Annotated in this window: 23 protein-coding genes and 1 pseudogene; 15 read left to right on the top strand and 9 right to left on the bottom strand. The window is 69.3% G+C overall.

The window, feature by feature from the left end; genetic code table 11:
- Positions 1 to 112: 112 nt before the first annotated feature.
- From J7E87_RS06780 to J7E87_RS06735, 10 genes are all read left to right on the top strand, one after another.
- Positions 113 to 1,810, top strand: coding sequence for a nitrite/sulfite reductase (locus J7E87_RS06780; protein WP_215090938.1), 1,698 nt, complete (start codon positions 113 to 115; stop codon positions 1,808 to 1,810).
- Positions 1,807 to 1,986, top strand: a complete 180-nt coding sequence (locus J7E87_RS06775; protein ID WP_215090936.1) for a hypothetical protein — start codon at positions 1,807 to 1,809, stop codon at positions 1,984 to 1,986. Before J7E87_RS06780 ends, J7E87_RS06775 begins: the two co-directional genes overlap by 4 nt.
- The gene (locus J7E87_RS06770) at positions 1,983 to 2,687 is read left to right on the top strand and encodes a phosphoadenylyl-sulfate reductase (RefSeq protein ID WP_215090934.1); all 705 of its coding nucleotides are present in this window, start codon (positions 1,983 to 1,985) and stop codon (positions 2,685 to 2,687) included. Before J7E87_RS06775 ends, J7E87_RS06770 begins: the two co-directional genes overlap by 4 nt.
- A gap of 32 nt (positions 2,688 to 2,719) precedes the next feature.
- The gene (gene cysC / locus J7E87_RS06765; RefSeq protein ID WP_308312869.1) at positions 2,720 to 3,253 is read left to right on the top strand and encodes an adenylyl-sulfate kinase; all 534 of its coding nucleotides are present in this window, start codon (positions 2,720 to 2,722) and stop codon (positions 3,251 to 3,253) included.
- A 148-nt stretch (positions 3,254 to 3,401) separates the two neighbouring features.
- On the top strand, positions 3,402 to 4,337 hold the full coding sequence (gene cysD / locus J7E87_RS06760; RefSeq protein ID WP_215090930.1) for a sulfate adenylyltransferase subunit CysD: 936 nt from the start codon (positions 3,402 to 3,404) through the stop codon (positions 4,335 to 4,337).
- A 2-nt stretch (positions 4,338 to 4,339) separates the two neighbouring features.
- Positions 4,340 to 5,695: a sulfate adenylyltransferase subunit 1 gene (locus tag J7E87_RS06755; RefSeq protein ID WP_215090928.1), complete on the top strand. Its 1,356-nt coding sequence runs from the start codon at positions 4,340 to 4,342 to the stop codon at positions 5,693 to 5,695.
- A gap of 228 nt (positions 5,696 to 5,923) precedes the next feature.
- Positions 5,924 to 7,039 carry an aliphatic sulfonate ABC transporter substrate-binding protein gene (locus tag J7E87_RS06750; protein ID WP_215090926.1) on the top strand — a complete coding sequence of 372 codons (1,116 nt, stop codon included), beginning with the start codon at positions 5,924 to 5,926 and terminating at the stop codon, positions 7,037 to 7,039.
- A 35-nt stretch (positions 7,040 to 7,074) separates the two neighbouring features.
- Positions 7,075 to 7,875: an ABC transporter ATP-binding protein gene (locus J7E87_RS06745; protein WP_215090924.1), complete on the top strand. Its 801-nt coding sequence runs from the start codon at positions 7,075 to 7,077 to the stop codon at positions 7,873 to 7,875.
- Positions 7,862 to 8,767 (top strand): ABC transporter permease, encoded by a 906-nt coding sequence (locus J7E87_RS06740; RefSeq protein WP_215090922.1) that lies wholly within the window; start codon positions 7,862 to 7,864, stop codon positions 8,765 to 8,767. Before J7E87_RS06745 ends, J7E87_RS06740 begins: the two co-directional genes overlap by 14 nt.
- A 7-nt stretch (positions 8,768 to 8,774) precedes the next feature.
- Positions 8,775 to 9,521, top strand: coding sequence for a sirohydrochlorin chelatase (locus J7E87_RS06735; RefSeq protein WP_215090920.1), 747 nt, complete (start codon positions 8,775 to 8,777; stop codon positions 9,519 to 9,521).
- 51 nt (positions 9,522 to 9,572) lie between these two features.
- Here J7E87_RS06735 and J7E87_RS34885 read toward each other — a convergent pair whose 3' ends face one another.
- Both J7E87_RS34885 and J7E87_RS06730 read right to left on the bottom strand, forming a co-directional pair.
- Positions 9,573 to 9,809 (bottom strand): hypothetical protein, encoded by a 237-nt coding sequence (locus J7E87_RS34885; RefSeq protein ID WP_251017023.1) that lies wholly within the window; start codon positions 9,807 to 9,809, stop codon positions 9,573 to 9,575.
- Positions 9,796 to 10,047: a DUF6400 family protein gene (locus J7E87_RS06730; protein WP_215090918.1), complete on the bottom strand. Its 252-nt coding sequence runs from the start codon at positions 10,045 to 10,047 to the stop codon at positions 9,796 to 9,798. Before J7E87_RS06730 ends, J7E87_RS34885 begins: the two co-directional genes overlap by 14 nt.
- A gap of 295 nt (positions 10,048 to 10,342) precedes the next feature.
- Here J7E87_RS06730 and J7E87_RS06725 point away from each other — a divergent pair, with 295 nt between their 5' ends.
- Positions 10,343 to 11,188 (top strand): aldo/keto reductase, encoded by an 846-nt coding sequence (locus tag J7E87_RS06725; protein WP_215090917.1) that lies wholly within the window; start codon positions 10,343 to 10,345, stop codon positions 11,186 to 11,188.
- Positions 11,189 to 11,273: 85 nt separating this feature from the next.
- Here J7E87_RS06725 and J7E87_RS06720 read toward each other — a convergent pair whose 3' ends face one another.
- Both J7E87_RS06720 and J7E87_RS06715 read right to left on the bottom strand, forming a co-directional pair.
- Positions 11,274 to 11,822: a DUF1697 domain-containing protein gene (locus tag J7E87_RS06720; RefSeq protein ID WP_215090915.1), complete on the bottom strand. Its 549-nt coding sequence runs from the start codon at positions 11,820 to 11,822 to the stop codon at positions 11,274 to 11,276.
- 77 nt (positions 11,823 to 11,899) lie between these two features.
- Complete coding sequence (locus tag J7E87_RS06715) at positions 11,900 to 13,099, bottom strand: S8 family peptidase (protein WP_215090913.1); 1,200 nt, start codon at positions 13,097 to 13,099, stop codon at positions 11,900 to 11,902.
- A gap of 368 nt (positions 13,100 to 13,467) precedes the next feature.
- Between J7E87_RS06715 and J7E87_RS06710 the strand changes: the two genes are divergently transcribed.
- Positions 13,468 to 15,732, top strand: a complete 2,265-nt coding sequence (locus tag J7E87_RS06710) for an MMPL family transporter (protein WP_215090911.1) — start codon at positions 13,468 to 13,470, stop codon at positions 15,730 to 15,732.
- A 315-nt stretch (positions 15,733 to 16,047) separates the two neighbouring features.
- Here J7E87_RS06710 and J7E87_RS06705 read toward each other — a convergent pair.
- From J7E87_RS06705 to J7E87_RS06690, 4 genes and pseudogenes are all read right to left on the bottom strand, one after another.
- A pseudogene (locus J7E87_RS06705) lies at positions 16,048 to 16,635 on the bottom strand (nucleotide disphospho-sugar-binding domain-containing protein); the annotation flags it as partial.
- Between the two features lie 104 nt (positions 16,636 to 16,739).
- Complete coding sequence (locus tag J7E87_RS06700; protein WP_215090907.1) at positions 16,740 to 18,035, bottom strand: ABC transporter substrate-binding protein; 1,296 nt, start codon at positions 18,033 to 18,035, stop codon at positions 16,740 to 16,742.
- Complete coding sequence (locus tag J7E87_RS06695; protein ID WP_215090905.1) at positions 18,035 to 18,877, bottom strand: carbohydrate ABC transporter permease; 843 nt, start codon at positions 18,875 to 18,877, stop codon at positions 18,035 to 18,037. Before J7E87_RS06695 ends, J7E87_RS06700 begins: the two co-directional genes overlap by 1 nt.
- Positions 18,874 to 19,824, bottom strand: a complete 951-nt coding sequence (locus tag J7E87_RS06690) for a carbohydrate ABC transporter permease (RefSeq protein WP_374195144.1) — start codon at positions 19,822 to 19,824, stop codon at positions 18,874 to 18,876. The genes J7E87_RS06695 and J7E87_RS06690 overlap by 4 nt, the downstream gene beginning before the upstream one ends.
- A 117-nt stretch (positions 19,825 to 19,941) precedes the next feature.
- Between J7E87_RS06690 and J7E87_RS06685 the strand changes: the two genes are divergently transcribed.
- The 3 genes from J7E87_RS06685 (at position 19,942) to J7E87_RS06675 (ending at position 21,856) form a co-directional block, all read left to right on the top strand.
- Positions 19,942 to 20,793, top strand: a complete 852-nt coding sequence (locus J7E87_RS06685) for a phosphotransferase enzyme family protein (RefSeq protein ID WP_215091283.1) — start codon at positions 19,942 to 19,944, stop codon at positions 20,791 to 20,793.
- A gap of 237 nt (positions 20,794 to 21,030) precedes the next feature.
- Positions 21,031 to 21,339, top strand: coding sequence for a hypothetical protein (locus J7E87_RS06680; RefSeq protein WP_251017021.1), 309 nt, complete (start codon positions 21,031 to 21,033; stop codon positions 21,337 to 21,339).
- Between the two features lie 4 nt (positions 21,340 to 21,343).
- Positions 21,344 to 21,856 (top strand): hypothetical protein, encoded by a 513-nt coding sequence (locus J7E87_RS06675; protein ID WP_175260724.1) that lies wholly within the window; start codon positions 21,344 to 21,346, stop codon positions 21,854 to 21,856.
- A gap of 105 nt (positions 21,857 to 21,961) precedes the next feature.
- On the opposite strand, the gene J7E87_RS06670 is transcribed toward J7E87_RS06675, so the two are convergent.
- A complete protein-coding gene (locus J7E87_RS06670) occupies positions 21,962 to 22,696 on the bottom strand; it encodes a 3'-5' exonuclease (RefSeq protein WP_215090903.1) in 735 nt (244 codons plus the stop codon).
- Positions 22,697 to 22,711: the final 15 nt, after the last annotated feature.

Here is a 22,711-nt window from a genome sequence, read left to right as displayed (position 1 = left end):
ACCAGCACAGCCGAGCATTTCGCACCCCTTAAAACCCCCTGCGCACCGTCGCGCCCCCATGCGAGTGTGCAGCTCAGAGCCGCCCTCCTGCAGTCTCGAAGGACATACCGCCATGGCCGCCACCCCCGAACAGCCCGCCTCCGCCGCGCCCCGCCGCAAGGCCGGACGTCACCGCGGCGAGGGCCAGTGGGCCGTTGGGCATCTGACGCCGCTGAACGGGAACGAGCAGACCAAGAAGGACGACGACGGTCTCAATGTGCGGACACGCATTGAGACGATCTACGCCCACCGCGGCTTCGACTCGATCGACGGCGCCGACCTGCGCGGCCGGATGCGCTGGTGGGGTCTCTACACCCAGCGCAAGCCCGGGATCGACGGCGGCAAGACCGCGATTCTGGAGCCGGAGGAGCTGGACGACAAGTACTTCATGATGCGCGTCCGCATCGACGGCGGCCGGCTGACCACCGAGCAGCTGCGCGTTCTCGGTGAGATCTCGCAGGAGTTCGCGCGCGGCACCGCCGACATCACCGACCGGCAGAACGTCCAGTACCACTGGATCCGGATCGAGGACGTCCCGGAGATCTGGAACCGTCTTGAGGCCGTGGGCCTTTCGACGACCGAGGCCTGCGGTGATACGCCGCGCACCATCCTCGGCTCGCCGGTCGCCGGTATCGCCGAGGACGAGATCGTGGACGGCAGTTGGGCGATCGAGGAGATCCACCGCCGGTTCATCGGCAACAAGGCGTTCTCCAACCTGCCCCGCAAGTTCAAGACGGCGATCTCCGGCTCCCCGCTGCTGGATGTGGCCCACGAGATCAACGACATCGCCTTCGTCGGCGTGGAACACCCGGAGCACGGCCCCGGCTTCGACCTCTGGGTCGGCGGCGGACTGTCCACCAACCCCAAGCTGGGGGTGCGCCTCGGTGCCTGGGTGCCGCTGGACGAGGTCCCGGACGCCTGGGAAGGCGTCATCTCGATCTTCCGGGACTACGGCTACCGCCGGCTGCGCACCCGCGCCCGGCTGAAGTTCCTGGTCGCCGACTGGGGCGCCGAGAAGTTCCGCCAGGTGCTGGAGGACGAGTACCTGAAGCGCAAGCTGGTCGACGGCCCCGCGCCCGAGCAGCCGGTACAGCAGTGGCGCGACCACGTCGGTGTGCACCGGCAGCAGGACGGACGTTTCTACGTCGGTTTCGCGCCGCGCGTCGGACGAGTGGACGGCGCCACGCTCACCAAGATCGCCGAGGTGGCGGACGCCCACGGTTCCGGCCGGCTGCGCACCACCGTCGAGCAGAAGATGATCGTGCTCGACGTCGAGGAGTCGCAGGTCGAGTCGCTGGTGGCCGGTCTTGAATCGCTGGACCTGCGGGTCAACCCCTCGCCGTTCCGGCGCGGCACGATGGCCTGCACCGGCATCGAGTTCTGCAAGCTGGCCATCGTCGAGACCAAGGCCCGTGGTGCCTTGCTGATCGACGAACTCGAGCGCCGCATCCCCGAGTTCGACGAGCCGATCACCATCAACGTCAACGGCTGCCCCAACGCCTGCGCCCGTATCCAGGTCGCGGACATCGGTCTCAAGGGCCAGTTGGTCCTGGATGACGACGGCAACCAGGTCGAGGGCTTCCAGGTGCACCTGGGCGGCGCGCTCGGACTCGAGGCCGGCTTCGGCCGCAAGGTCCGCGGTCTGAAGGTCACTTCGGCCGAGCTGCCGGACTATGTCGAGCGCGTGCTCAAGCGCTTCCAGGCGGAGCGCGAGGACGGCGAGCGCTTCGCCACGTGGGCCGCCCGCGCCTCCGCGGAGGCACTGTCATGAGCGAGCGCGCGGCCCCCTTCTACTGCCCGTACTGCGGCGACGAGGACCTGCGTCCCAGCGAGCAGGGCCACGGCGCATGGGAATGCGCGGCGTGCAACCGAGCCTTCCAACTGAAGTTCCTCGGGCTGCTGACCCGTGGACTTCAGCGCAATGACGGTGGAGGGAACGAGATATGACGGCGGTACGGACCGATCTCAAAGAGCTCGCGGAAGCGGCCGGGCGGGACCTCGAAGGGGCCTCCGCCCTGGACATTCTGAAGTGGGCGGCCGACACCTTCGGGCCGCGCTTCTGCGTCACATCCTCGATGGAGGACGCGGTGGTCGCCCACCTCGCCTCCCGTGCCTTCCCCAGCGGCAGCCCGGTCGACGTGGTCTTCCTCGACACCGGCTACCACTTCCCCGAGACGATCGGGACCCGGGACGCCGTGGACGCGGTGATGGACGTCAACGTCATCACGCTCACCCCGCGGCAGACCGTGGCCGAGCAGGACGCCGAGTACGGCCCCAGGCTGCACGACCGCGACCCCGACCTGTGCTGCGCGCTGCGCAAGGTCAAGCCGCTCGAAGAGGGCCTGACCGGGTACGACGCGTGGGCGACCGGCCTGCGCCGGGACGAGTCCCCGACCCGGGCGAACACCCCGGTCGTCGGCTGGGACGAGAAGCGGCAGAAGGTCAAGATCTCGCCGATCGCCCGCTGGACGCAGGACGACGTGGACGCGTACGTCGCCGAGCACGGCGTACTCACCAACCCGCTGCTGATGGACGGTTACGCCTCCGTGGGCTGCGCGCCCTGCACCCGTCGGGTGCTGGAGGGCGAGGACGCGCGCGCCGGCCGCTGGGCGGGCCGGGGCAAGACCGAATGCGGGCTGCACGGCTGATGAACCACGACAAGAACCAGCGGGAGAAGCACGTGACTGGGGCCACCATCTGGCTCACCGGTCTGCCGAGCGCGGGCAAGACCACCATCGCCTATGAGCTGGCGGACCGGCTGCGCGCCGACGGCCACCGGACCGAGGTGCTCGACGGCGACGAGATCCGCGAATTCCTCTCGGCGGGCCTCGGCTTCAGCCGCGAGGACCGCCACACCAACGTTCAGCGGATCGGCTTCGTCGCCGAACTCCTCGCGTCCAACGGCATCAAGGCTCTGGTGCCGGTGATCGCCCCGTACGAGGACAGCCGCGAGTCCGTCCGCAAGCGGCACCGGACCGAGGGCACCGCGTATCTGGAGGTGCATGTCGCCACTCCCGTGGAGGTGTGCTCCGTACGAGATGTGAAGGGTCTGTACGCCAAGCAGGCGGCCGGCGAGATCAGTGGTCTCACCGGCGTCGACGACCCGTACGAGGAGCCGCGGAACCCAGATCTGCGGATCGAGTCGCACACCCAGACCGTGCAGGAGTCCGCGGCGGCACTTCACTCGCTGCTCACCGAGAGGGGCCTCCTGTGAGCTGGGGGCACCGCCCAGCGGTAGCTGGGGGAGCACGTGCGGCCGCCCGGCCGCGGACAAACTCGAAAGCAGCACCTCTGCGCGGCGCGGGCGGAGATGGGGGCACCCCCACGCCCAAGGCTCCGGGGGAGAACGAAAGGGGTCCAGCATGACGACTGCCGCAACTGTTCACGAGGGCACTGACAGCCCGTACGCCCTGTCGCACCTGGACGCCCTGGAGTCCGAGGGAGTGCACATCTTCCGCGAGGTGGCAGGCGAGTTCGAGCGGCCGGTGATCCTCTTCTCGGGCGGCAAGGACTCGATCGTCATGCTGCATCTGGCGCTCAAGGCGTTCGCGCCGGCCGCGGTCCCCTTCACGCTGCTGCACGTGGACACCGGGCACAACTTCCCCGAGGTGCTGGAGTACCGCGACCGGGTGGTGGCCGCACATGGGCTGCGGCTCCATGTGGCCTCCGTACAGGACTACATCGACCGTGGTGTGCTCCGCGAGCGCCCCGACGGGACGCGTAATCCGCTGCAGACCGTCCCGCTGACCGAGGCCATCCAGGAGCACCGCTTCGACGCGGTGTTCGGCGGTGGCCGCCGGGACGAGGAGAAGGCGCGCGCCAAGGAGCGGGTGTTCTCGCTGCGCGACGAGTTCTCGCAGTGGGACCCGCGCCGGCAGCGGCCCGAGCTGTGGCAGCTCTACAACGGCCGCCACGCTCCCGGCGAGCATGTGCGAGTCTTCCCGCTGTCCAACTGGACCGAGCTGGACGTCTGGCAGTACATCGAGCGCGAGAAGATCGAGCTGCCCGAGATCTACTTCGCGCACGAGCGCGAGGTATTCCAGCGCTCCGGCATGTGGCTGACCGCCGGTGCGTGGGGCGGTCCCAAGGAGTCCGAGAGCATCGAGACGCGGCTGGTGCGCTACCGCACCGTCGGCGACATGTCCTGCACCGGAGCCGTCGACTCCGACGCCACCACGCTGGACGACGTGATCACCGAGATCGCCGCGTCCCGGCTCACCGAGCGGGGCGCGACCCGCGCCGACGACAAGATGTCCGAGGCCGCGATGGAAGACCGCAAGCGCGAGGGGTACTTCTAGCCATGACCACACATGACATCAAGTTGGCCGAGCAGCTGTCGGCCACCACCCTGCTGCGTTTCGCCACCGCCGGGTCCGTCGACGACGGCAAGTCCACCCTCGTCGGGCGGCTGCTGCACGACTCCAAGTCGATCCTGACCGACCAGTTGGAGGCCGTCGAGCACGCCTCCCGCTCGCGTGGCCAGGAGACCCCGGACCTGGCGCTGCTCACCGACGGTCTGCGGGCCGAGCGGGAGCAGGGCATCACCATCGATGTCGCGTACCGCTACTTCGCGACGCCGCGCAGGCGCTTCATCCTCGCCGACACCCCGGGCCATGTGCAGTACACCCGCAACATGGTCACCGGCGCGTCCACGGCCGAGCTGGCCGTCGTGCTGGTCGACGCGCGCAACGGCGTGGTCGAGCAGACCCGCCGCCATGCCGCGGTCGCCGCCCTGCTTCGCGTCCCGCATGTCGTCCTCGCCGTCAACAAGATGGACCTCGTCGACTACGCCGAGCCCGTCTTCGCCGCGATCGCCGAGGAGTTCACCGCGTACGCCGCCTCCCTGGGCGTCCCCGAGGTCACGGCAATCCCGATCTCCGCGCTGGCCGGCGACAACGTCGTGGACCCGTCCGCGAACATGGACTGGTACGGCGGCCCGACCGTCCTGGAACACCTGGAGACGGTCCCGTCCAGCCACGACCTGACGGGCTGCCACGCCCGGCTGCCGGTGCAGTACGTCATCCGCCCGCAGACCGCGGAGCACCCCGACTACCGGGGCTACGCGGGCCAGATCGCCGCGGGCACGTTCCGGGTCGGCGAGCAGGTGACCGTCCTTCCGGCGGGCCGCACGTCGAAGATCGCCGGAATCGACCTGCTCGGCGAGTCGGTGGACATCGCCTGGACCCCTCAGTCCGTCACCCTCCTGCTGGAGGACGACATCGACATCTCGCGGGGCGACCTGATCGTGCCGAGCGGCGACGCGCCCGCGACCACCCAGGACGTCGAGGCGACCGTCTGCCATGTCGCGGACCAGCCGCTCGCCGTCGGCCAGCGGGTACTGCTCAAGCACACCACCCGCACGGTCAAGGCGATCGTCAAGGACATCCCGTCCCGGCTGACCCTCGACGACCTCTCCCAGCACCCGAACCCCGGGCATCTGGTCGCCAATGACATCGGCCGGGTCACCATCCGCACCGCCGAGCCGCTCGCGCTCGACTCGTACGCCGACTCCCGCCGCACCGGCTCGTTCCTGCTGATCGACCCGGCGGACGGCACGACGCTCGCGGCCGGAATGGTGGGCGACTCGTTCGTCGCGACCGCCGCGGCCGTGCAGGCGACCGACGCCGTTCGGGACGACGAGGGGTGGGACTTCTGATGACCATCGACTTCTACGCGACGTTCGCGAAGGAGGGCGGCCGCGTCGGCAGCGGCGCCCTCGGCGCGGGTACCGGCGGGGTGGCGCGATGTGCGCGATGACGTACGCGCACTGCCGGCGCGCCCGCACCCCCCGCACCCCGCTCAGACGAAGACCTGCCGACTTCCCGGCTGCATCACCAGGTTCCCGAGGGAACTGAGCACCGGGCCTCCGAGAGGAAACCCTCCCGTGCCTGCCACCCGTACCAAACTGCGCCGCAGCCTCGTCGCGGCCACCGCTCTGCCACTGCTGATCGGCGCGCTCGCCTCGTGCGGCTACGGCTCCGAGGCCAAGAAGGACGACGGCGAGAAGGCCAAGGTCGCCGCCGGCGGCAAGAAGCTCTCCGCCGACACCGTGAAGATCGGCTACTTCCCCAACCTCACGCACGCCACCGCTCTGGTGGGCCTGCAGGAGGGGCTCATCGCGAAGGAGCTGGGCGGCACCAGGGTGGCCCCCCAGGCATTCAACGCCGGTCCGTCCGAGATCGAGGCCCTCAACGGCGGCAGCATCGACATCGGCTTCATCGGCCCCTCCCCCTCCATCAACGGTTACACGAAGGCCAAGGGCCAGAACCTGCGGATCATCTCCGGCTCCGCATCGGGTGGCGTGAAGCTCGTCGTCAACCCGGACAAGATCAAGACCCTGGACGACGTCAAGGGCAAGAAGATCGCCACCCCGCAGCTGGGCAACACCCAGGACGTCGCCTTCCTCAACTGGATCTCCGAGAAGGGCTGGAAGGTCGACGCCCAGAGCGGCAAGGGCGACGTCTCGGTGGTCCGTACGGACAACAAGGTCACCCCGGACGCCTACAAGTCCGGTGCGATCGACGGCGCCTGGGTGCCGGAGCCGACCGCGTCCAAGCTGGTCTCCGAGGGCGCGAAGGTGCTGCTCGACGAGTCCACCCTGTGGCCCGACAAGAAGTTCGTGATCACGAACATCATCGTGAAGCAGAGCTTCCTCAAGGAGCACCCGGACGTTGTCGAGGCCGTACTGCGCGGCACCGTGAAAACCAACGAATGGATCAACGCCAACCCGGACAAGGCGAAGGCCTCGGCCAATGCCGCCCTCAAGGAAGAGACCGGCAAGGAGCTCCCCGCCAAGGTCATCGACCTGGCCTGGCCGAGCATCCAGATCACCAATGACCCGCTGGCCGCCACGCTGAACACGCAGGCGCAGCACTCGGTCGCGTCCGGTCTGCTGAAGAAGCCCGACCTGAACGGGATCTACGACCTGACGCTCCTCAACAAGGTCCTGGGGGCCGAAGGGCAGCCCGAGGTCGCCGACGCCGGTCTCGGCGTCAAGTAACCAGCGAACCCCAACGTTCCCAGGAGGTGACGACCATGACTTCCACCCTCACCAAGGAAAAGTCCCAGGCCGACGACCGTGCCACGGTGACGCACGCCGCCCGTATCGAGCACGTCTCGAAGTCCTTCGGCGGTCCGTCCGGGCAGCAGCTTGTGCTGGACGACATCACCCTTGATGTCGCGCCGGGCGAGTTCGTCACCCTCCTGGGAGCGTCGGGGTGCGGCAAGTCCACCCTGCTCAACCTGGTCGCAGGGCTCGACCGCCCGACCGCGGGGTCCATCGCGACCCCGGGCGGACGGCCCGCCCTGATGTTCCAGGAGCACGCCCTCTTCCCGTGGCTGACCGCGGGCAAGAACATCGAACTGGCGCTGAGGCTGCGCGGCGTCGCCAAGTCCGAGCGGCGGGCGGAAGCGGAGCGGCTGCTTGAGCTGGTGCGGCTCCAGGGCGCGTACGGCAAGCGGGTGCATGAGCTCTCCGGCGGCATGCGCCAGCGCGTGGCGCTGGCCCGTGCGCTGGCCCAGGACAGCGAACTGCTGCTGATGGACGAGCCGTTCGCCGCGCTCGACGCCATCACCCGTGACGTCCTGCACGACGAGCTGACGCGGATCTGGCGCGAGACGAACGTCTCGGTCCTGTTCGTCACCCACAACGTCCGCGAGGCCGTTCGGCTCGCCCAGCGTGTGGTGCTGCTGTCCTCCCGGCCCGGCCGGATCGCGCACGAGTGGACCGTGGACATCCCGCAGCCGCGCCGTATCGAGGACGCCGAGGTCGCGGAGCTGTCCGTCGAGATCACCGAACAACTGCGTGGGGAGATCCGCCGACATGGCCAGCACTGAGGTTCGCGACGACGTCGCGAAGGCAGGCACGAAGGCCGACGACCTCGCCGGCCTCGAAGCCGGCCTGGACGCGCTGGACGCCGTACAGGTCAATCGCACCCCGTTGCGCCAGGTGCTGCTGCAGAAGGTGCTGCCGCCCGTCCTGGCCGTGGCCCTCGTGCTGGTCGTCTGGCAGCTGCTGGTCCAGGCGAAGGTCACCGAGGACTACAAGCTGCCCGCCCCGTCCGCGGTGTGGGACAGCGCGGCCGAGCAGTGGGTGCAGGGCACGCTGCTCGATGTCGTCTGGACCAGCGTCTCGCGTGGCCTGCTGGGCTTCTTGCTGGCACTCGCCATCGGCACCCCGCTCGGGCTGATCGTCGCCCGGGTGAAGTTCGTCCGTGCGGCGATCGGACCGATCCTCTCCGGCCTCCAGGCGCTGCCCTCGGTCGCCTGGGTGGCTCCGGCGGTGATCTGGCTCGGCCTCAACGACTCGATGATGTACGCCGTGATCCTGCTCGGCGCGGTCCCCTCGATCGCCAACGGGCTGGTCTCCGGAGTGGACCAGGTGCCGCCGCTGTTCCTGCGGGCGGGCCGGACTCTGGGCGCCACCGGGTTCCGGGGCATCTGGCATGTGGTCATGCCGGCCGCGCTGCCCGGCTATCTGGCGGGCCTGAAGCAGGGCTGGGCATTCTCGTGGCGCTCCCTGATGGCCGCCGAGATCATCGCCTCCTCGCCCGAGCTGGGCCTGGGACTCGGCCAGTTGCTGGAGAACGGGCGCAACAACGCCGACATGCCCGGCGTGCTCCTCGCCATCATCCTCATCCTGATCGTCGGCATCGCCATCGACCTGCTGATCTTCAGTCCGCTGGAGCGGCGGGTGCTGCGCAGCCGCGGTCTCCTCGTCAAGAGCTGATTACGTCATGCGCAGCCCGGTCCTCCTCGTCATCGCCCACGGCAGCCGCGACCCGCGGCATGCCGCGACCGTGCACGCCCTGGTGGAGCGGGCCAGGTCGCTGCGGCCGGGGCTGCGCGTGGAGACGGGCTTCCTGGACTTCAACGCCCCTGCCGTGCCACGCGTGCTGGAGCGGCTGGCCGCCGAGGGCGTCGAGGATGTGGTCGCGCTGCCGCTGCTGCTGACCCGCGCCTTCCACGCCAAGGCCGACATCCCCGCCGTACTGCACGAGGCGTCGGCGCGCCTGCCGCGCCTGCGCATCCGCCAGGCGGAGGTCCTCGGCCCGTCGCCGCTGCTGCTGTCCGCCCTGGAGCGACGGCTGTACGAGGCGGGGCTCGACCCTTCCCGGAAGGGCTCGACCGGCCTGGTGCTGGCCTCGGCGGGCTCCACAGACCCGGAGGCGATCGCAGTGATCGCTGAAATCGCGCGGGAGCTGCGGCACACCGGTTGGTGCGCCGTGCGGCCTGCGTTCGCCTCCGCTTCCCTTCCCCGCACCGAGGACGCGGTGCGGGACCTGCGGGCCGGGGGCGTCCGCCGGGTGGCGGTGGCTCCGTATGTCATCGCTCCCGGCCGCCTCCCGGACCGTATCGCCGCGGGCGCGCGCGAGGCGGACGTGCTGGCCGATGTTCTGGGCCCGGCACCGGAGTTGGCGCGGCTGCTGCTGGAGCGCTACCACCAGGCGCGGATCGGGCGGCTGGTCGCGGCCACTGCCTGACGGCAGATCAGCGGCCCGGGCGCAGCCGCGAACCGGTTGCCGCCGAATGCCCTACGCGGGGCGCGCGCCCCGCGATCCGGCACCGAAACCGGTCTCATGGGCCCACAGGTGCGCGCAGTTGGAACACTGCAGATGCAGCAAGCTGCCCACATTGGAGAGCAGATAGCGCCAGTGGTCACGGCAGGTGCGCCCTGCCAGGCAGACAGCGCAGTCCCGGTGATCGGCGCACCCCGGACACGGCACCCAGGCCCGGCGCCCGGCATCGGCCGATGGATCAATCGGCAGCATGGCCCTCGCCCTCCCGTCCGGGCAGGACACCGGCCGCCACGAGCCGGTCGTAGGTCTCCTGCTGCTGGGCGTCCAGATTCGAGTACAGCAGGTGGTACGCCTCCTGCTCACCCTCGAGCACGGCCACCGGGTCCCAGTCGTCTCCGACAGCCTCGAGCACCGCGGCGCGCCGCCTGACCTCGTCGCGCGCCAGGTCGATCTCGAACTCGTGGTGATCCGGAGTGGGGTCGTGGATCATGCGGTGCTTCTCTCGCCGGGACGGTCGCCGAACCCTTCGTGTCTATCAAGGGCATTCGAACCGAGGAAGCGTCAGCTCAAAGAGGCCGTCACCGCATGAAACAGACCGTCGACCCATTGAAGTCATGAAATTCCCATACCGGGCAAAAGAAGCCAAATGATCGGCACCGTGTGAGGGACTCCACACCCCCCACCCTGCCTCGGCCAGTCGCCCGCCGACGGTGCCGCACATCGCCCTGCCCCGTGATGATGTAGCGCATGGACACGAGGCCGGCACAGTCGGATACGTTCCAGCCATGGCCTCGGAGACTTTCCGGCTCGGCGGGGAGCTGACCGTACGCCGCCTCGGCTACGGCACCGCACAGCTCGCCGGCCGGGGGTACTGGGGGCCGCGCGGTGAGCGTGCGGACGCCGTCGCGGTGATCCGGCGGGCGGTCGAGCGGGGCGTCACGCTGATCGACACCGCCGACAACTACGGCCCGGGTCTCGCGGAGGAGCTGGTCGCCGAGGCGCTGCACCCGTACCCCGCCGACCTGGTCGTCGCGACGAAGGGCGGGGTGGTGCGTACGAGCGACAGCGCCTGGCATGTCGCGGGCCGGCCCGAGCAACTGCGCGCGATGTGCGAGGCGAGTCTGCGCCGGCTGCGTACGGACAGGATCGACCTGTATCAGCTGCACCGGCTGGATCCCGAGGTGCAGCTTGCGGAACAGCTCGGCGCGCTGGGCGAGTTGAGGCGCGAGGGCAAGATCCGGCACATCGGCCTGGACACGGTGACCGTCGAGCAGCTGAAGAAGGCACTGGGCCTCGCCGGGACCGGCTCGATCGCCTCGGTGCAAAACCGCTTCAACCTGATCGGCCGCGAGTCGGAGGCGGTGCTCGAGGTGTGCGAGGCGCACGGCCTGGCTTTCCTGCCGTGGTTTCCGCTCGCCAACGGGGCGCTGACGGGCGAGGCCGCGGCGGCGCTCGACGCGGTCGCCGCTCGGCATGGCGCGAGCAGGGGGCAGATCGCACTGGCCTGGCTGCTGCACCGTTCCCCGGTGCTGTGCCCGACGCCGGGCACCGGCTCGCTCGCGCATCTTCAGGAGAACCTGGACGCGGCCGCGATCAGGCTCTCGGCGGAGGATCTGGCCGCCCTTCGGTGAGCGGACTTCGGTGATCGCACTTCGGTGAGCGGGCTTCGCTGATCCGAAGGTGAAGCAGCTCAGCGAGCCGCTCCGGCGAAGACCGTCACTCTCGCGTCAGCTCCACCAGTTTGACGACGGTGTTCCAGTTGCGGCTGGTGGTGACGATGCCCTTGAACAAGCTCGGCTTTCCGAGCGCTTCGGCGAGTTTGGAGCGGCCGAGGCCGTTCGGCACGTACAGATACAGCACCCGGTCACCGAACCGGAACTCGTCCGGCAGATACGCCGCCGCGTCGATCGACGCCAGCCGCTCGGGATCGACCGGTTTTGAGAGGTAGATGGCGTGCAGTTGCTTGCCCTCCAGCGAGGCTGCGGGGAAGGGGCACGCCTCGGCCACCGCGCGCAGATACGGGCCGCTGCGCACCAGGCAGTCGACCCCGAAGCCGAAGCGCTGCTCGATGGCCCGTTCCAGCGCAGCACAGGTGGCGTTCTCGTCGTCCGAGTCGCTGGTGAAGGCGGCGTTGCCGCTCTGCAGATACGTGGCGACATCGCCGTGGCCCAGATCCGTGAGCAGTTGGCGGAGTTCGGCCATCGGCACCTTCTTGTGCCCGCCCACATTGATTCCGCGCAGGAGCGCCGCATACCTGGTGGTCATGGGCACACCATAGGACGGCCGCCGCGCCCCGTGGGGGAGGGCACGGCGACCGCCGGTTCAGCGATGGAGAGCGTCGGTTATTCGACGACCTTCAGCAGCTTGTTGGGCGTGCCCGCGCTGGGGTTGCTGATCTTGTCGGCCGTGGCGCCGCCGGTCAGCGCCGTGGCCACCTGCTCCGGGGTGGCGTCCTGGTGGGCGCCGAGGTAGACCGCCGCGGCGCCGACCACGTGCGGGGTCGCCATGGAGGTGCCGGAGATGGTCTTCGTACCCTCGTCGCTGTCGTTCCACGCCGAGGTGATGTCCGAGCCCGGGGCGTAGATGTCCACGACCGCGCCGAAGTTGGAGAACTCCGACTGCGCGTCCTCCTTGGTGGAGGAGGCCACGGTGATGGCTTCCTTGACGCGCGCCGGGGAGCCCTGGCTCGCGTCGGCCGACTCGTTGCCGGCCGCGACGGCGAACGTGACGCCCGAGGCGATCGCCTTGCGGACGGCCTCGTCGAGCGCCTCGTCGGCGCCGCCGCCGAGGCTCATGTTGGCGACGGACGGGCCCTTGTGGTTCTTGGTGACCCAGTCGATGCCCGCGACGACCTGCTCGGTGGTGCCGGAGCCGTTGTCGTCGAGGACGCGGACGGCGACGACCTTGGCCTTCTTGGCGACGCCGTGGGCACTGCCGGCGATGGTGCCGGCGACATGGGTGCCGTGGCCGTTGCCGTCGTCGGCGGAGTCGTTGTTGTCGACGGCGTCGAAGCCGTGGGCCGCGCGACCCCCGAAGTCCTTGTGCGAGATGCGGACTCCGGTGTCGATGACGTACGCCGTGACACCCTCGCCCGCGCTGTCCGGGTAGGTGTACTTCTTGTCGCCGGCGGTGTCGGCCTGGTCGATCCGGTCCAGACCCCAGGACGGTGGGTTGTCCTGGGTCGCGTTGATCGAGAACTTCTTGTTCTGGACGACCTTGTCGACGGACGGGTCGGCGGCGAGGCGCTTGGCCTCGGTCTCCGAAAGGCCGCTGGCGGAGAAGCCGTTGATGGCGGAGCTGTAGTTGCGCTGCAGCTTGCCGCCGTACTCCTCGGCCAGGTCCTGCTTGTCGGCCTTCTCGTCCAGCATGACGATGTAGCTGCCTGCGACGGCACCTTCGGCGTTCGCGCCGTAGATGGTGCCCTGCGCAGGAGTCGCCGCTCCGGCGAAGGACGTGCTGAGTACGGTCACTCCGGCTGCGGCAGCGACGGCGGTTATCGCCGCGGTGAGCTTGATCCTGCTCGCGCGCTTGTGAGTTGCCATGAAGAGGGGGCTCCTCGTCAACATTTGTGGGGGGATTCGCCCGCGGCGGGAAATTCTCCGGGGGCTGGTTCGAAACCCTGACCGATTGACGCGCTCAGATCAAGACCTTCATACAGCTGTGACTTAGACAACAAGGTTTCGTAATAATGAATCGGCCAGGGCCGCACAAGTCGGACTTCACCGCCAACCCGCATTAGATGTAAGGGACTTCGATCCTTCTTGTAGGGGATCCGACCGATCCGAAAGGAGGAGGGAACCGCCCCGCGGGGTCACCGGCGAGCAGGAGGAGAAGGCCTGAACGTGCCCATAGCTTCGAAGCGGGGACGACGGCGCCGCGCCGACGTCACACTGGAGGGGGCAGGGCTGTCATGGGGAACGCAGGAGGAAGGCCGCGCGGAATCGCCGCGCGGGCCGGCGGATGGAGTGCGCAGCACCGCTGGGCGGCCGTTGGAATCTGGGTGTTGTTCGTCCTTCTCGCCATGGTGGCCGGTTCGGCCGCGGGCACGGTGGAGCTCAAGGACAGCGACCAGTTGAAGGGCGAGACGACCCAGGCGTCTCGGATCACGGAGGACGCGGGCGTCGAGGAGCCGGCCGGCGAGACCGTGCTCGTCCAGGCCAGGAACGACACGGCGAAGGCGACGGACCCGGAGTTCCGCAAGGCCGTCGACGCCGTGATGAAGGCGGTCGGCGGCACCGGCGAAGTAACCACGGTGACTTCTCCGTACGACACCGAGAGCATTTCCAAGGACGGGCGCAGTGCCCTCGTCCAATTCGATGTGCGCGGTGATCCAGAAACGGCGAGCGACCGGATCGAGCCGGTTCTGCAGGCCGTTGCCAAGGTCCAGGACGCGCACCAGGAGCTGCGGATCGAGGAGATCGGCAGCGCCAGCATGAACAAGACCTTCGACGACGCTTTCGGCGACGACTTCCAGCAGGCGGAGCTCTCGGCGGTGCCGGTAGCGCTCGGCATTTTGCTGATCGCCTTCGGCGCGCTGGTGGCGGCGCTGCTGCCGGTAGCTCTGGCGATCACCGCGATCGTGGCGACGATGGGGCTGATGGGCGTCGTCAGTCATTTCCAGCCGATGAGCGACTCGGCAAACTCGGTGATGCTGCTGGTGGGTCTGGCGGTCGGGGTCGACTACTGCCTGTTCTATCTGCGGCGTGAGCGCGAGGAGCGGGCCGCGGGGCGTGACCGGCAGACAGCGATGCAGATCGCCGCGGCGACCAGCGGGCGGGCCGTCGTCGTCTCCGGCGTGACGGTGTGCGTGGCCATGGCCGGCATGCTCTTCACCGGGATCGGCGAGTTCGAGTCAATGGGCCTGGCCTCGCTGATCGTGGTGGCCGTGGCGATGGTCGGCTCGGTGACGGTGCTGCCCGCGCTCCTCTCGCTGCTCGGCGACCGGGTCGAGAAGGGCCGCATCCCCTTCCTCAACCGCTTGAAGCGCGGCGCCGACGGCACCGGCGGCGAGAGCCGCGTATGGACCTGGGTGCTCGGCGGCGTACTGAAGCGGCCCCTGGTGTCGCTGCTGGTCGCGGCGGGCGCACTGGTGGCGATCGCGCTGCCCGCGGTCGGCATGAAGACCCAGAACTTCACGCTGGACCAGGAGTTCGGCGACTCGGTGCCGATCGTGGCGACGTACGAGCGGATCAACGAGGCTTTCCCGGGCGGGGCGGATCCGGCGGAGGTCGTCGTCAAGGCGGACGACATCAACTCGGCGCCGGTACGGCAGGCGATCGCCGACTTCCGCAAGCGTGCGGTGAGTTCGGGCACGTCCCGTGGTCCGGTCGAGGTGGTCACGCACGACGCGCAGAACCTCGCTTTCGTATACGTCCCCCTGGTGGGCGGCTCCGATCAGGACAAGGCGGAGAAGAGCCTGGCCATCCTGCGCGACGAGGTCCGGCCGGCCACCCTGGGCAAGGTCGACGGACTTGAGGCGCCGATCAGCGGTCAGGTCGCGGGGTCGAAGGACTTCAACGACCAGCTCACCGGGGCGGTGGCGCCGGTCTTCGCCTTCGTGGTGGTGTTCGCCTTCGTACTGATGCTGCTGTCGTTCCGCTCTCTGACGATCGCGATCACGTCGATCGTGCTCAACCTGCTGTCGGTGGGAGCGGCTTACGGCATCCTGACGGCGGTCTTCCAGCACGGCTGGGGCGCCTCGCTGGTCGGCGCGGAGGGCGTGGGCGCGATCATTGCCTGGCTGCCGCTGTTCCTGTTCGTGATCCTGTTCGGGCTCTCGATGGACTACCACGTATTCGTGGTGTCGCGGATCCGCGAGGCGAAGATGCAGGGGCGCGGCACGCGGGACGCGATCACTCACGGGGTGGTGACGACGGCTGGTGTGGTGACGAGCGCGGCGGTCATCATGGTGGCGGTGTTCTCGATCTTCGGCACACTGTCGATGCAGTCGATGAAGCAGATGGGCGTGGGGCTTGCGGCGGCGGTGCTGATCGACGCGACGATCATCCGCGGGGTGCTGCTCCCGGCGATCATGGCGCTGCTGGGCGAGCGCAATTGGTACTTCCCGAAGTGGCTGCGGTGGTTGCCGGATCTGACGCACGACGAGCCGGCGGCGCCTGCGGCGGTCGCGGCCCCGCGCCACGACGACGGGCGTCCGGATCCGGTACGGGTCTAGCGGTTACGCACGGGGACGGGGCCCTGGCGGGCATGGGGCTCCAGTCCTCAAGCGCCGGACGGGCTGAATTTCAGCCCGTCCGGCGCTTGAGGACACGCCTGGAGGGCTCAGAACGGCTGAAATCCGGGGGCCGGGCGGCACATTCAAGCCCGCCCGGCGACGAAGGACACGCCCCGAAGGCGCACCGGGCCTGGCTCCGGACGGACGGGTTCCGGGAGCCGGGCGGCAAGTTCGAGCCCGTCCGGCGACTGAGGACAACGAGGACGAGCAGGAGGAACAGCCCGCCCGGCGCCGAGGGCAACGTCACCGCAACCGTCAGCCGTGCCTGGTCGCGAGCGCCGCGTCGATCAGGTCCGCCGCACGCGTCGTGCCGCCCTCCGACGCCATCTGGACGCTGATCTCCCTGAGTTTCCGGGCCACTTCGGGATCGCTCGTCACCCCCAGCACCGCCTCCCTCAACTCATCCGCCGTCGCCGTCTCCGAGTCGAGCCTGCGAGCCACGCCCAGGCCGACCAGCATGTCGGCGTTGCCGAACTGGTCGACCGCCTGCGGGACCGCGACCATCGGGGTGGCCGTCGCCAGGCCCTCCTGGCTGCCGCCCGCGCCCGCATGGGTGATGACGGCGTCCGCCTGGCGCAGGATCGCCAGTTGCGGCACCCACCGGTGCACCTCGACATTGGCCGGAACCTCACCCAGCTCCGACTCCTCGACGTACCGGCCGACCTGCAGCACCACATGCCAGCCCGGCAGATCGCCGAACGCCTTCACGCACTCGCGGTAGAAGGCGGGTTGCTTGGTGAAGGTCGAGCCGAGCGAGACCAGCAGCACCTTGTCCGCACCGGCCGGCCGCTGCCACTCCCCCCGTTCCTCGCGGTCACCCTGGCACGCGCCGACAAAGGAGTACGGCGCGAACGCCTCACGCTGACACCCCTCCCCGCACAGCCGCCCCGCGCGACACCGCTCCCGGCGCAGCCGCCTCACGCCGACACCACTCCGGGCGCAGGCGTCTAGCGCTGATAGCGCGCCAGCACCAGATTCCCGTCCCTCACCAGCCGTTTCTCCAGCTCATCGGCGTCGATCGCCCCGCTGTAGTACTCCTGCAGCGCCGGCGTCGCCACCTTGTCCTTCCACTCCGGATAGCCGCGAACCGACTGCGCGGGCGCGGAACGCAGATCCCGCGCGAGCGCCGCGCCGGTGGCCCAGCCGTCCTTCTCGGTGTGCAGCAACGGGTCGGCCAGCGCCTGCGTACCGGTCGGCAGCATCCAGTCGCCCTTCGCCAGCCGCACCATGTTCCGCGGCTGGAGCATGAAGTCGATGAACTGCGCCGCCTCCTTCTTGTACGGAGAGTCCTCGGCGACGGAGAGAGTCTGCGGGCTCACTCCTTGGGCCGGGCCCTCGGGTCCGGCCGGGGCGGGCAGCACCGTCCACTCGAAGCCCTTGGGCGCCTGCTGCACGATCTGCTGCCGGTACGAGAAGCCCAGCGGGACCATCGCGTACTTACCGCCGAAGAAGCCGGGCAGCGTGTCCGAACCGCCCATGCCGAGGGTGCTGCCCGACGCGCTCTTGTCGGTGTTGACCTGATCGTGGACGGTGCCGGGCACCACGCCGTCACCATCGGTGAACTTGATCGTGACCTTTCCGTCGTCGCCGCGGTGGAAGAGCTGACCACCCGCCGACAGACCGAGGTTGAGGGTGACGGAGACCGGCTCCTTGAGCGGCCAGGCGACACCGTACTTTCCCTCCCCCATCTTCTCCGTGAGCGTCTTGGTGACCTGGCGGAACTCCTCCCAACTCCACGGCTTCCCGGCCGTCGGAACACGGACCCCTGAGGAGTCGAGGATCTTCTTGTTGGCGATGAGAACACGCGGCTCCTGCAGAAAGGGCACGCCGTAGATCCCCCCGCCGAAGGACGCCGTCTCCCAACTCCGCTGCGGGATGTCGGACTTGAGGCGCTCGGGCAGCAGCTCGCTCAGATCGGCCAGATAGCCGCCGTACGCGAAGTCGGCGAGGTCGTCGGAGGCGTCATGGATGATGTCCGGCGCCTCGCCGCCCTCGAAGGAGGTCAGCAGCTGGTCATGGACGCTGTCCCAGCTGCCCTGGACGTACTGGACCTGGATGTCGGGGTGGCTCGCGTTCCACTCCTTCACCAGCTCCTTGTTGGCGTCGACGGACTCCTTCTGCCACGCCAGGGACTGGAAGCGGAGCGTGATCTTCCTGTCGGTGCCTGAGCCGTCGCCGTCCGTGCAGCCGCTCAGCAGCAGCGCCAGCGCGGCGGTGACCGCCGTCAGCAGTCGTACGCGCATCACGACTTCACCGCCCCTGCCAGCATCCCGCCGGTGATCCGCTTCTGAATGATCGCGAAGATGACGAGCGAGGGGATCGTCGCGAGGAACGCGGCCGCGGCGAGCGGGCCGAGGTCGGCGACGCCCTCCGCGCCGAGAAAGTGTGTGAGGACGACCGGCAAGGTCTGTTTCTCCGGTGTCTTGAGCAGGACAAGCGCGAAGAAGAACTCATTCCATGCGGTGATGAAGGCGAACAGCGCGGTGGCGACGATGCCGGGCGCGAGCAGCGGTGCGGTGACCGAGACAAGCGTGCGGAGCCTGCCCGCGCCGTCGACCGCCGCGGCCTCCTCGAGCTCGCGCGGCACCGCCCGTACGTATCCGACCAGCATCCAGAGCGCGAACGGCAGCGCCCAGACGACGTACACCAGGATCAGTCCCAACAGGGTGTTGATCAGATGCAGGTTCTTCAGGATCAGGAACAGCGGAATGATCACCAGCACGAACGGGAACGCCTGGCTGACCACCACCCAGCCGGTGGCGGCGGCAGAGAGCTTGTTGCGGTGGCGGGCCATGACGTACGCCATGGGCGTGGCGATCACGACGGCGATCAGGGCTGCGGCGAGCGCCGCGATCAGGCTGTTGACGGCGGCGTGGAGGAGCGGCTGTTCGTCGAATGCCTGCCGGAAGTTGTCGAGGGTCGGGTCCTCAGGGATCCAGGTGGGGTGCAGGGAGCCCAGTTCGCGCGGCGGCTTGAAGGCGGTGGATATCAACCACAGGAAGGGAAACGCGAGGAAGACGAGGTAGCAGAGGAGCGCGAGGTACTGGCCGGCGCGGCCGGACCGGCTGGTGCGCAGTGCCGTCACTTCTCATCGCCTCCCTTGAGCCGTCCTACGAGATAGAGGGCGAGCATCACCGAGATCACCGCGACCATGACGCAGCCCATCGCGGCGGCGTACCCGAACTGGCCGTAGCGGAAGGCCTCTTCGTAGGCGAAGAGCATGGGGAGGCGGGTGCGTCCCCCGGGGCCGCCGTTGGTGAGCACGTAGACCAGGGCGAAGGAGTTGAAGTTCCAGATGAAGTTGAGCGCGGTGATGGCGAGCGCGACGGGCTTGATGGCGGGCCAGGTGACCGTGCGGAACCTGCGCCAGGCGCCCGCGCCGTCGAGGGCCGCGGCCTCATGGAGTTCGTACGGGGTGTTCTGGAGCCCGGCGAGGAGCGCGACGGTGGTCTGCGGCATGCCGGCCCAGATGCCGACGACGATCACGGCGGGCAGAGCTGTGGCGAGGCCGGTCAGCCAGTCCCGGCCGTCTCCGAGCCCCAGGTCGCGGATGGTCTCGTTGAGGATGCCCGCGTCGGGGTTGTATACGAGTCGCCACATGATGCCGACGACGACCTCGGGCATGGCCCACGGAATGATCGCGAGGGCGCGCGCCAGCCAGCGGAAGCGGAGGTTCTGGCTGAGCAGCAGGGCGAGGCCGAGGGCGAGCACGAACTGCGGGACGGTCACCCCGAGAGCCCAGAGCAGGCCGATGCGGAACGAGTCCCAGAACAGTGTGTCGTGCGCCAGGTCCTGGAAGTTGAGCGTCCCGATCCACTCGGTGGGCTCGGTGCGGCCCGCCTGGGAATCGGTGAAGGCCAGTGAGATGCCGTAGAGCAGCGGCCCGACGCTGAGCACCAGGATCGGTATGAGGGCAGGCAGTACGAGGACCCAGGCCCCGTGGTCCAGGTGTCGGACGGGCCGTGGCCTGCCGGACCGCGGCCTGCTGGGCCCCGGCTCTCCGGACCGCGGCGCTGCGCTCGCCAGTGTCACGGAATCGACTCCTTCGGGCGGCTCCTCCTGGTCCGGCCTCCCCGGCGGCCCCCGTCATCGTGCTGACGGTCCGTCGGTTCGTCAAGGCGGCCTGCACGGATGCGAGACTTTGTCCTCGTGGACGAGACACGGGCGCGCGAGGTACTGACGGCCGCGGGGCTCCCCGCCGATGCGGAACTGCTGGCGCTCGGCGAGAACGCGGTGTTCGGGGCGGGCGATGTGGTCGTCAAGGTCGGCCGGGACGCGGAGCTGCTTGCGCGGGCGGAACGCGAACTGGCCGTCGGGGCGTGGCTGTCGGAGGCGGGCGTGCCTGCGGTCCGGCCCGTCGAACCGAAGGCCCGCCTGGTGGACGGCCATCCGGTTACGGTCTGGCACCGGCTGTCGGCTGCGGTGCGTCCGGCGGGGCCCGCGGATCTGGCGCGGCTGCTGCGCCTGATCCATGCGCTGCCCTCGCCGCCGTTCGCGCTGCCGCGGCGGGAGTTGCTCGGCGGGGTCGAGCGCTGGCTACGGCTGGCGGGCGACGCGATCGACCCGGCGGACGCGGCGTACTTGCGCGCGCGCCGCGACGGTTTCGCCGCGGCGGCGGACGCGCTCACCCCCCACCTGCCCCCGGGCCCGATCCACGGCGACGCGCTCCCCCGCAACGTCCATGTGGGCCCGGACGGCCCGGTCCTGATGGACCTGGAGACGTTCTCCGCGGATCTGCGGGAGCACGACCTGGTGGTACTGGCCCTCTCCCGCGACCGGTACGGCCTGCCCGCCGAGGCGTACGACGCGTTCACGGCGGCGTACGGCTGGGACGTCCGGGAGTGGGACGGCTGTACGGTCCTGCGCGGCGCCCGGGAGACGGCGAGCTGCGCCTGGGTCGCGCAGCACGCACCGGCCGGCCCGAAGGCGCTCGCGGAGTTCCGCCGGAGGGTCGCGTCGCTGCGCGACAACGACCCCGAGGTCCGCTGGTACCCGTTCTGACCAGCGCTTCCCGACGCGCGGACGCTCCGGACACACGCGGTGGGCCGCCTGCTCGCACCGCAGTTCACCCCGATAGGGTGCGGGACAGTCTTCCGTACTCCGCCTCTTGGCTGCGAGGCCGGACGGTTCGACTGCAACGGGGGTTGCCCATGGGAACCGGAGCAGGCGGCGAGCAGGCGCTCGCGAGCTCGGCGAGCGACAAGCAGCGCGCGACGAAGTACTTGGACCGAGCATCAGATGCCTGACACTCAGTCAGCCAGTTGCATGGTGACCGGTGGTGGATCGGCGGCGTCGCTCTTCGTCACCCCGTCGCCCGTTGCGAGCCCGCTGCTGAAGCAGGACACCGGGCTGAAAGGGCTCTCCGGCTGGGCATCGGACCAGGGCGTCTCGGACGCGCTGGTCGCCTGGCAGGGGCAGGCGAACCGGCTGATGGCGCGCTTGCAGCAGGAGCGGAACGCGTTGAGCGGAACGCAGAACATCTTCCAGAACCAAGACCTCGCCGCCGGGACCCAGGCCAACTCCACAACCCGACCCCTCATAGGGTGACCTCATGGGATTCTTCGACATGCTGACCGGAACCAAGCGCCCCGAGGACGGGGTCGCGCCACGCTCGGCCGAGGAATTGCGGACAGCCCTGCTCAGTCTCAACCGGCCGGATGTCCCGTACATCATCAGCGACGGCGCAGCGCATGACGCCGATCTGGTGGCGGAGTGGCGGATCGCCGAGCCCGCCTGGCAGACCTTCTTTATCGGGTCCCAACTGACGCACGCCCTCCGGATCCGGATGCGCCTGGTCGAGGAGGTCCCTGAGGTGCGTGCCGTCGAGGAGCAGTGGGAGGTCACCCGCGTCGGGAATCCTCCGCGGCTCCAGACTTCGGCGGAGTACGCGCGCGGCGCGGGCAGGACCGTCTCCCGCCGGTGGACGCTCCAACGGGGGGAGAACGGCCGCCTCGAAGCGACGGAGACATTCAGCTTCGACAGCGCGCAGCTGACCAACCCCCTGCGGAACGCCGCCCTCGAATCGGGCTGGACCTGGCGCGGAGTGATCTTCGGTAAGCTCTGAGTGGCCCGTCGGCACCCGCCGAGAAAAAAGATCAACTTCGACATCAAGGCCGACGAGACAGCTTCCCCGGCCGCCAACTGACATCCGGGCCTCCGCGCCGTCGGGTCAGTCTCTCCCGGCTGCGGGCTCCCGCAGCCGGGGAATGAGTGGCCAGGCCGGTTCGACGACCGCCGCCGGATCCGCGGTGCGCCGCAGATAGGCCTGCAAGGAGAGCGACTGCTCGGCTGCCGCGCGCACCTGCAGACCATGCAGGTCCGCCAACGGCATCACTCCGACGGGCTGGTGCTCCTCCCCCAGACGTCGCACCACTCGGGCAGCGGCCACGGCGTCCGCCCTAGCGTCGTGCGCGTCGTCGAGCGACACCCCGTAGTGGGCACACAGCGCGTAGAGGGCCCGCTTCCCCTTCCGGTACTTGTCGACGTGCTTGTCGATCACCAGCGGATCGATGACGGGCGAAGGTGCGTTGCCCAGTCGCTCGCTGACCGACTCGACCCCGTACCGCCGGCACTCACGGTCGAGCAGGGACAGGTCGTAGCGCGCGTTCATCACCACCAGTGGCGTCCCTGAGCGCAGCCCGTCCGCGACAACCCGTGTGATCTCCTCGATCGCGGAGGCGGCCGGCACCCCGTGCTCGCGGGCGTGTTCCGTCGAGATGCCGTGGATCGCCGATGCCTGCTCGGGTATGGCCACACCGGGGTTCAGCAGCCAGATCCGCTCCTCCGACACGGATCCGTCCGCCTCCAGCCGGACGACCGCCGCCGTCACGATGCGGTCGGTCTCGACATCCGTCCCCGTGGTCTCCAGATCGAACGCCATCAACGGCCCGCTGACCCAGCTCATCCCGTACCTCCTTTC

Source organism: Streptomyces sp. ISL-1, assembly GCF_018614585.1.
Taxonomy (GTDB): domain Bacteria; phylum Actinomycetota; class Actinomycetes; order Streptomycetales; family Streptomycetaceae; genus Streptomyces; species Streptomyces maoxianensis.
The sequence above is the reverse complement of the archived record's forward strand: the minus strand, read 5'-3'. Positions and strand labels throughout refer to the sequence as shown.

Bases quoted from the DNA above. Each gene is read 5' to 3' on its own strand.
- J7E87_RS06670 (WP_215090903.1), bottom strand. From the start codon at position 22,696: ATGAGCTGGGTCAGCGGGCCGTTGATGGCGTTCGATCTGGAGACCACG.
- J7E87_RS06780 (WP_215090938.1), top strand. From the start codon at position 113: ATGGCCGCCACCCCCGAACAGCCCGCCTCCGCCGCGCCCCGCCGCAAG.
- J7E87_RS06755 (WP_215090928.1), top strand. From the start codon at position 4,340: ATGACCACACATGACATCAAGTTGGCCGAGCAGCTGTCGGCCACCACC.
- J7E87_RS06775 (WP_215090936.1), top strand. From the start codon at position 1,807: ATGAGCGAGCGCGCGGCCCCCTTCTACTGCCCGTACTGCGGCGACGAG.
- cysD (WP_215090930.1), top strand. From the start codon at position 3,402: ATGACGACTGCCGCAACTGTTCACGAGGGCACTGACAGCCCGTACGCC.
- J7E87_RS06710 (WP_215090911.1), top strand. From the start codon at position 13,468: ATGGGGAACGCAGGAGGAAGGCCGCGCGGAATCGCCGCGCGGGCCGGC.
- J7E87_RS06715 (WP_215090913.1), bottom strand. From the start codon at position 13,099: ATGGCAACTCACAAGCGCGCGAGCAGGATCAAGCTCACCGCGGCGATA.
- J7E87_RS06725 (WP_215090917.1), top strand. From the start codon at position 10,343: ATGGCCTCGGAGACTTTCCGGCTCGGCGGGGAGCTGACCGTACGCCGC.
- J7E87_RS06720 (WP_215090915.1), bottom strand. From the start codon at position 11,822: ATGACCACCAGGTATGCGGCGCTCCTGCGCGGAATCAATGTGGGCGGG.
- J7E87_RS34885 (WP_251017023.1), bottom strand. From the start codon at position 9,809: ATGCTGCCGATTGATCCATCGGCCGATGCCGGGCGCCGGGCCTGGGTG.
- J7E87_RS06740 (WP_215090922.1), top strand. From the start codon at position 7,862: ATGGCCAGCACTGAGGTTCGCGACGACGTCGCGAAGGCAGGCACGAAG.
- J7E87_RS06745 (WP_215090924.1), top strand. From the start codon at position 7,075: ATGACTTCCACCCTCACCAAGGAAAAGTCCCAGGCCGACGACCGTGCC.
- J7E87_RS06735 (WP_215090920.1), top strand. From the start codon at position 8,775: ATGCGCAGCCCGGTCCTCCTCGTCATCGCCCACGGCAGCCGCGACCCG.
- J7E87_RS06770 (WP_215090934.1), top strand. From the start codon at position 1,983: ATGACGGCGGTACGGACCGATCTCAAAGAGCTCGCGGAAGCGGCCGGG.
- J7E87_RS06680 (WP_251017021.1), top strand. From the start codon at position 21,031: ATGCCTGACACTCAGTCAGCCAGTTGCATGGTGACCGGTGGTGGATCG.
- J7E87_RS06675 (WP_175260724.1), top strand. From the start codon at position 21,344: ATGGGATTCTTCGACATGCTGACCGGAACCAAGCGCCCCGAGGACGGG.
- J7E87_RS06730 (WP_215090918.1), bottom strand. From the start codon at position 10,047: ATGATCCACGACCCCACTCCGGATCACCACGAGTTCGAGATCGACCTG.
- J7E87_RS06700 (WP_215090907.1), bottom strand. From the start codon at position 18,035: ATGCGCGTACGACTGCTGACGGCGGTCACCGCCGCGCTGGCGCTGCTG.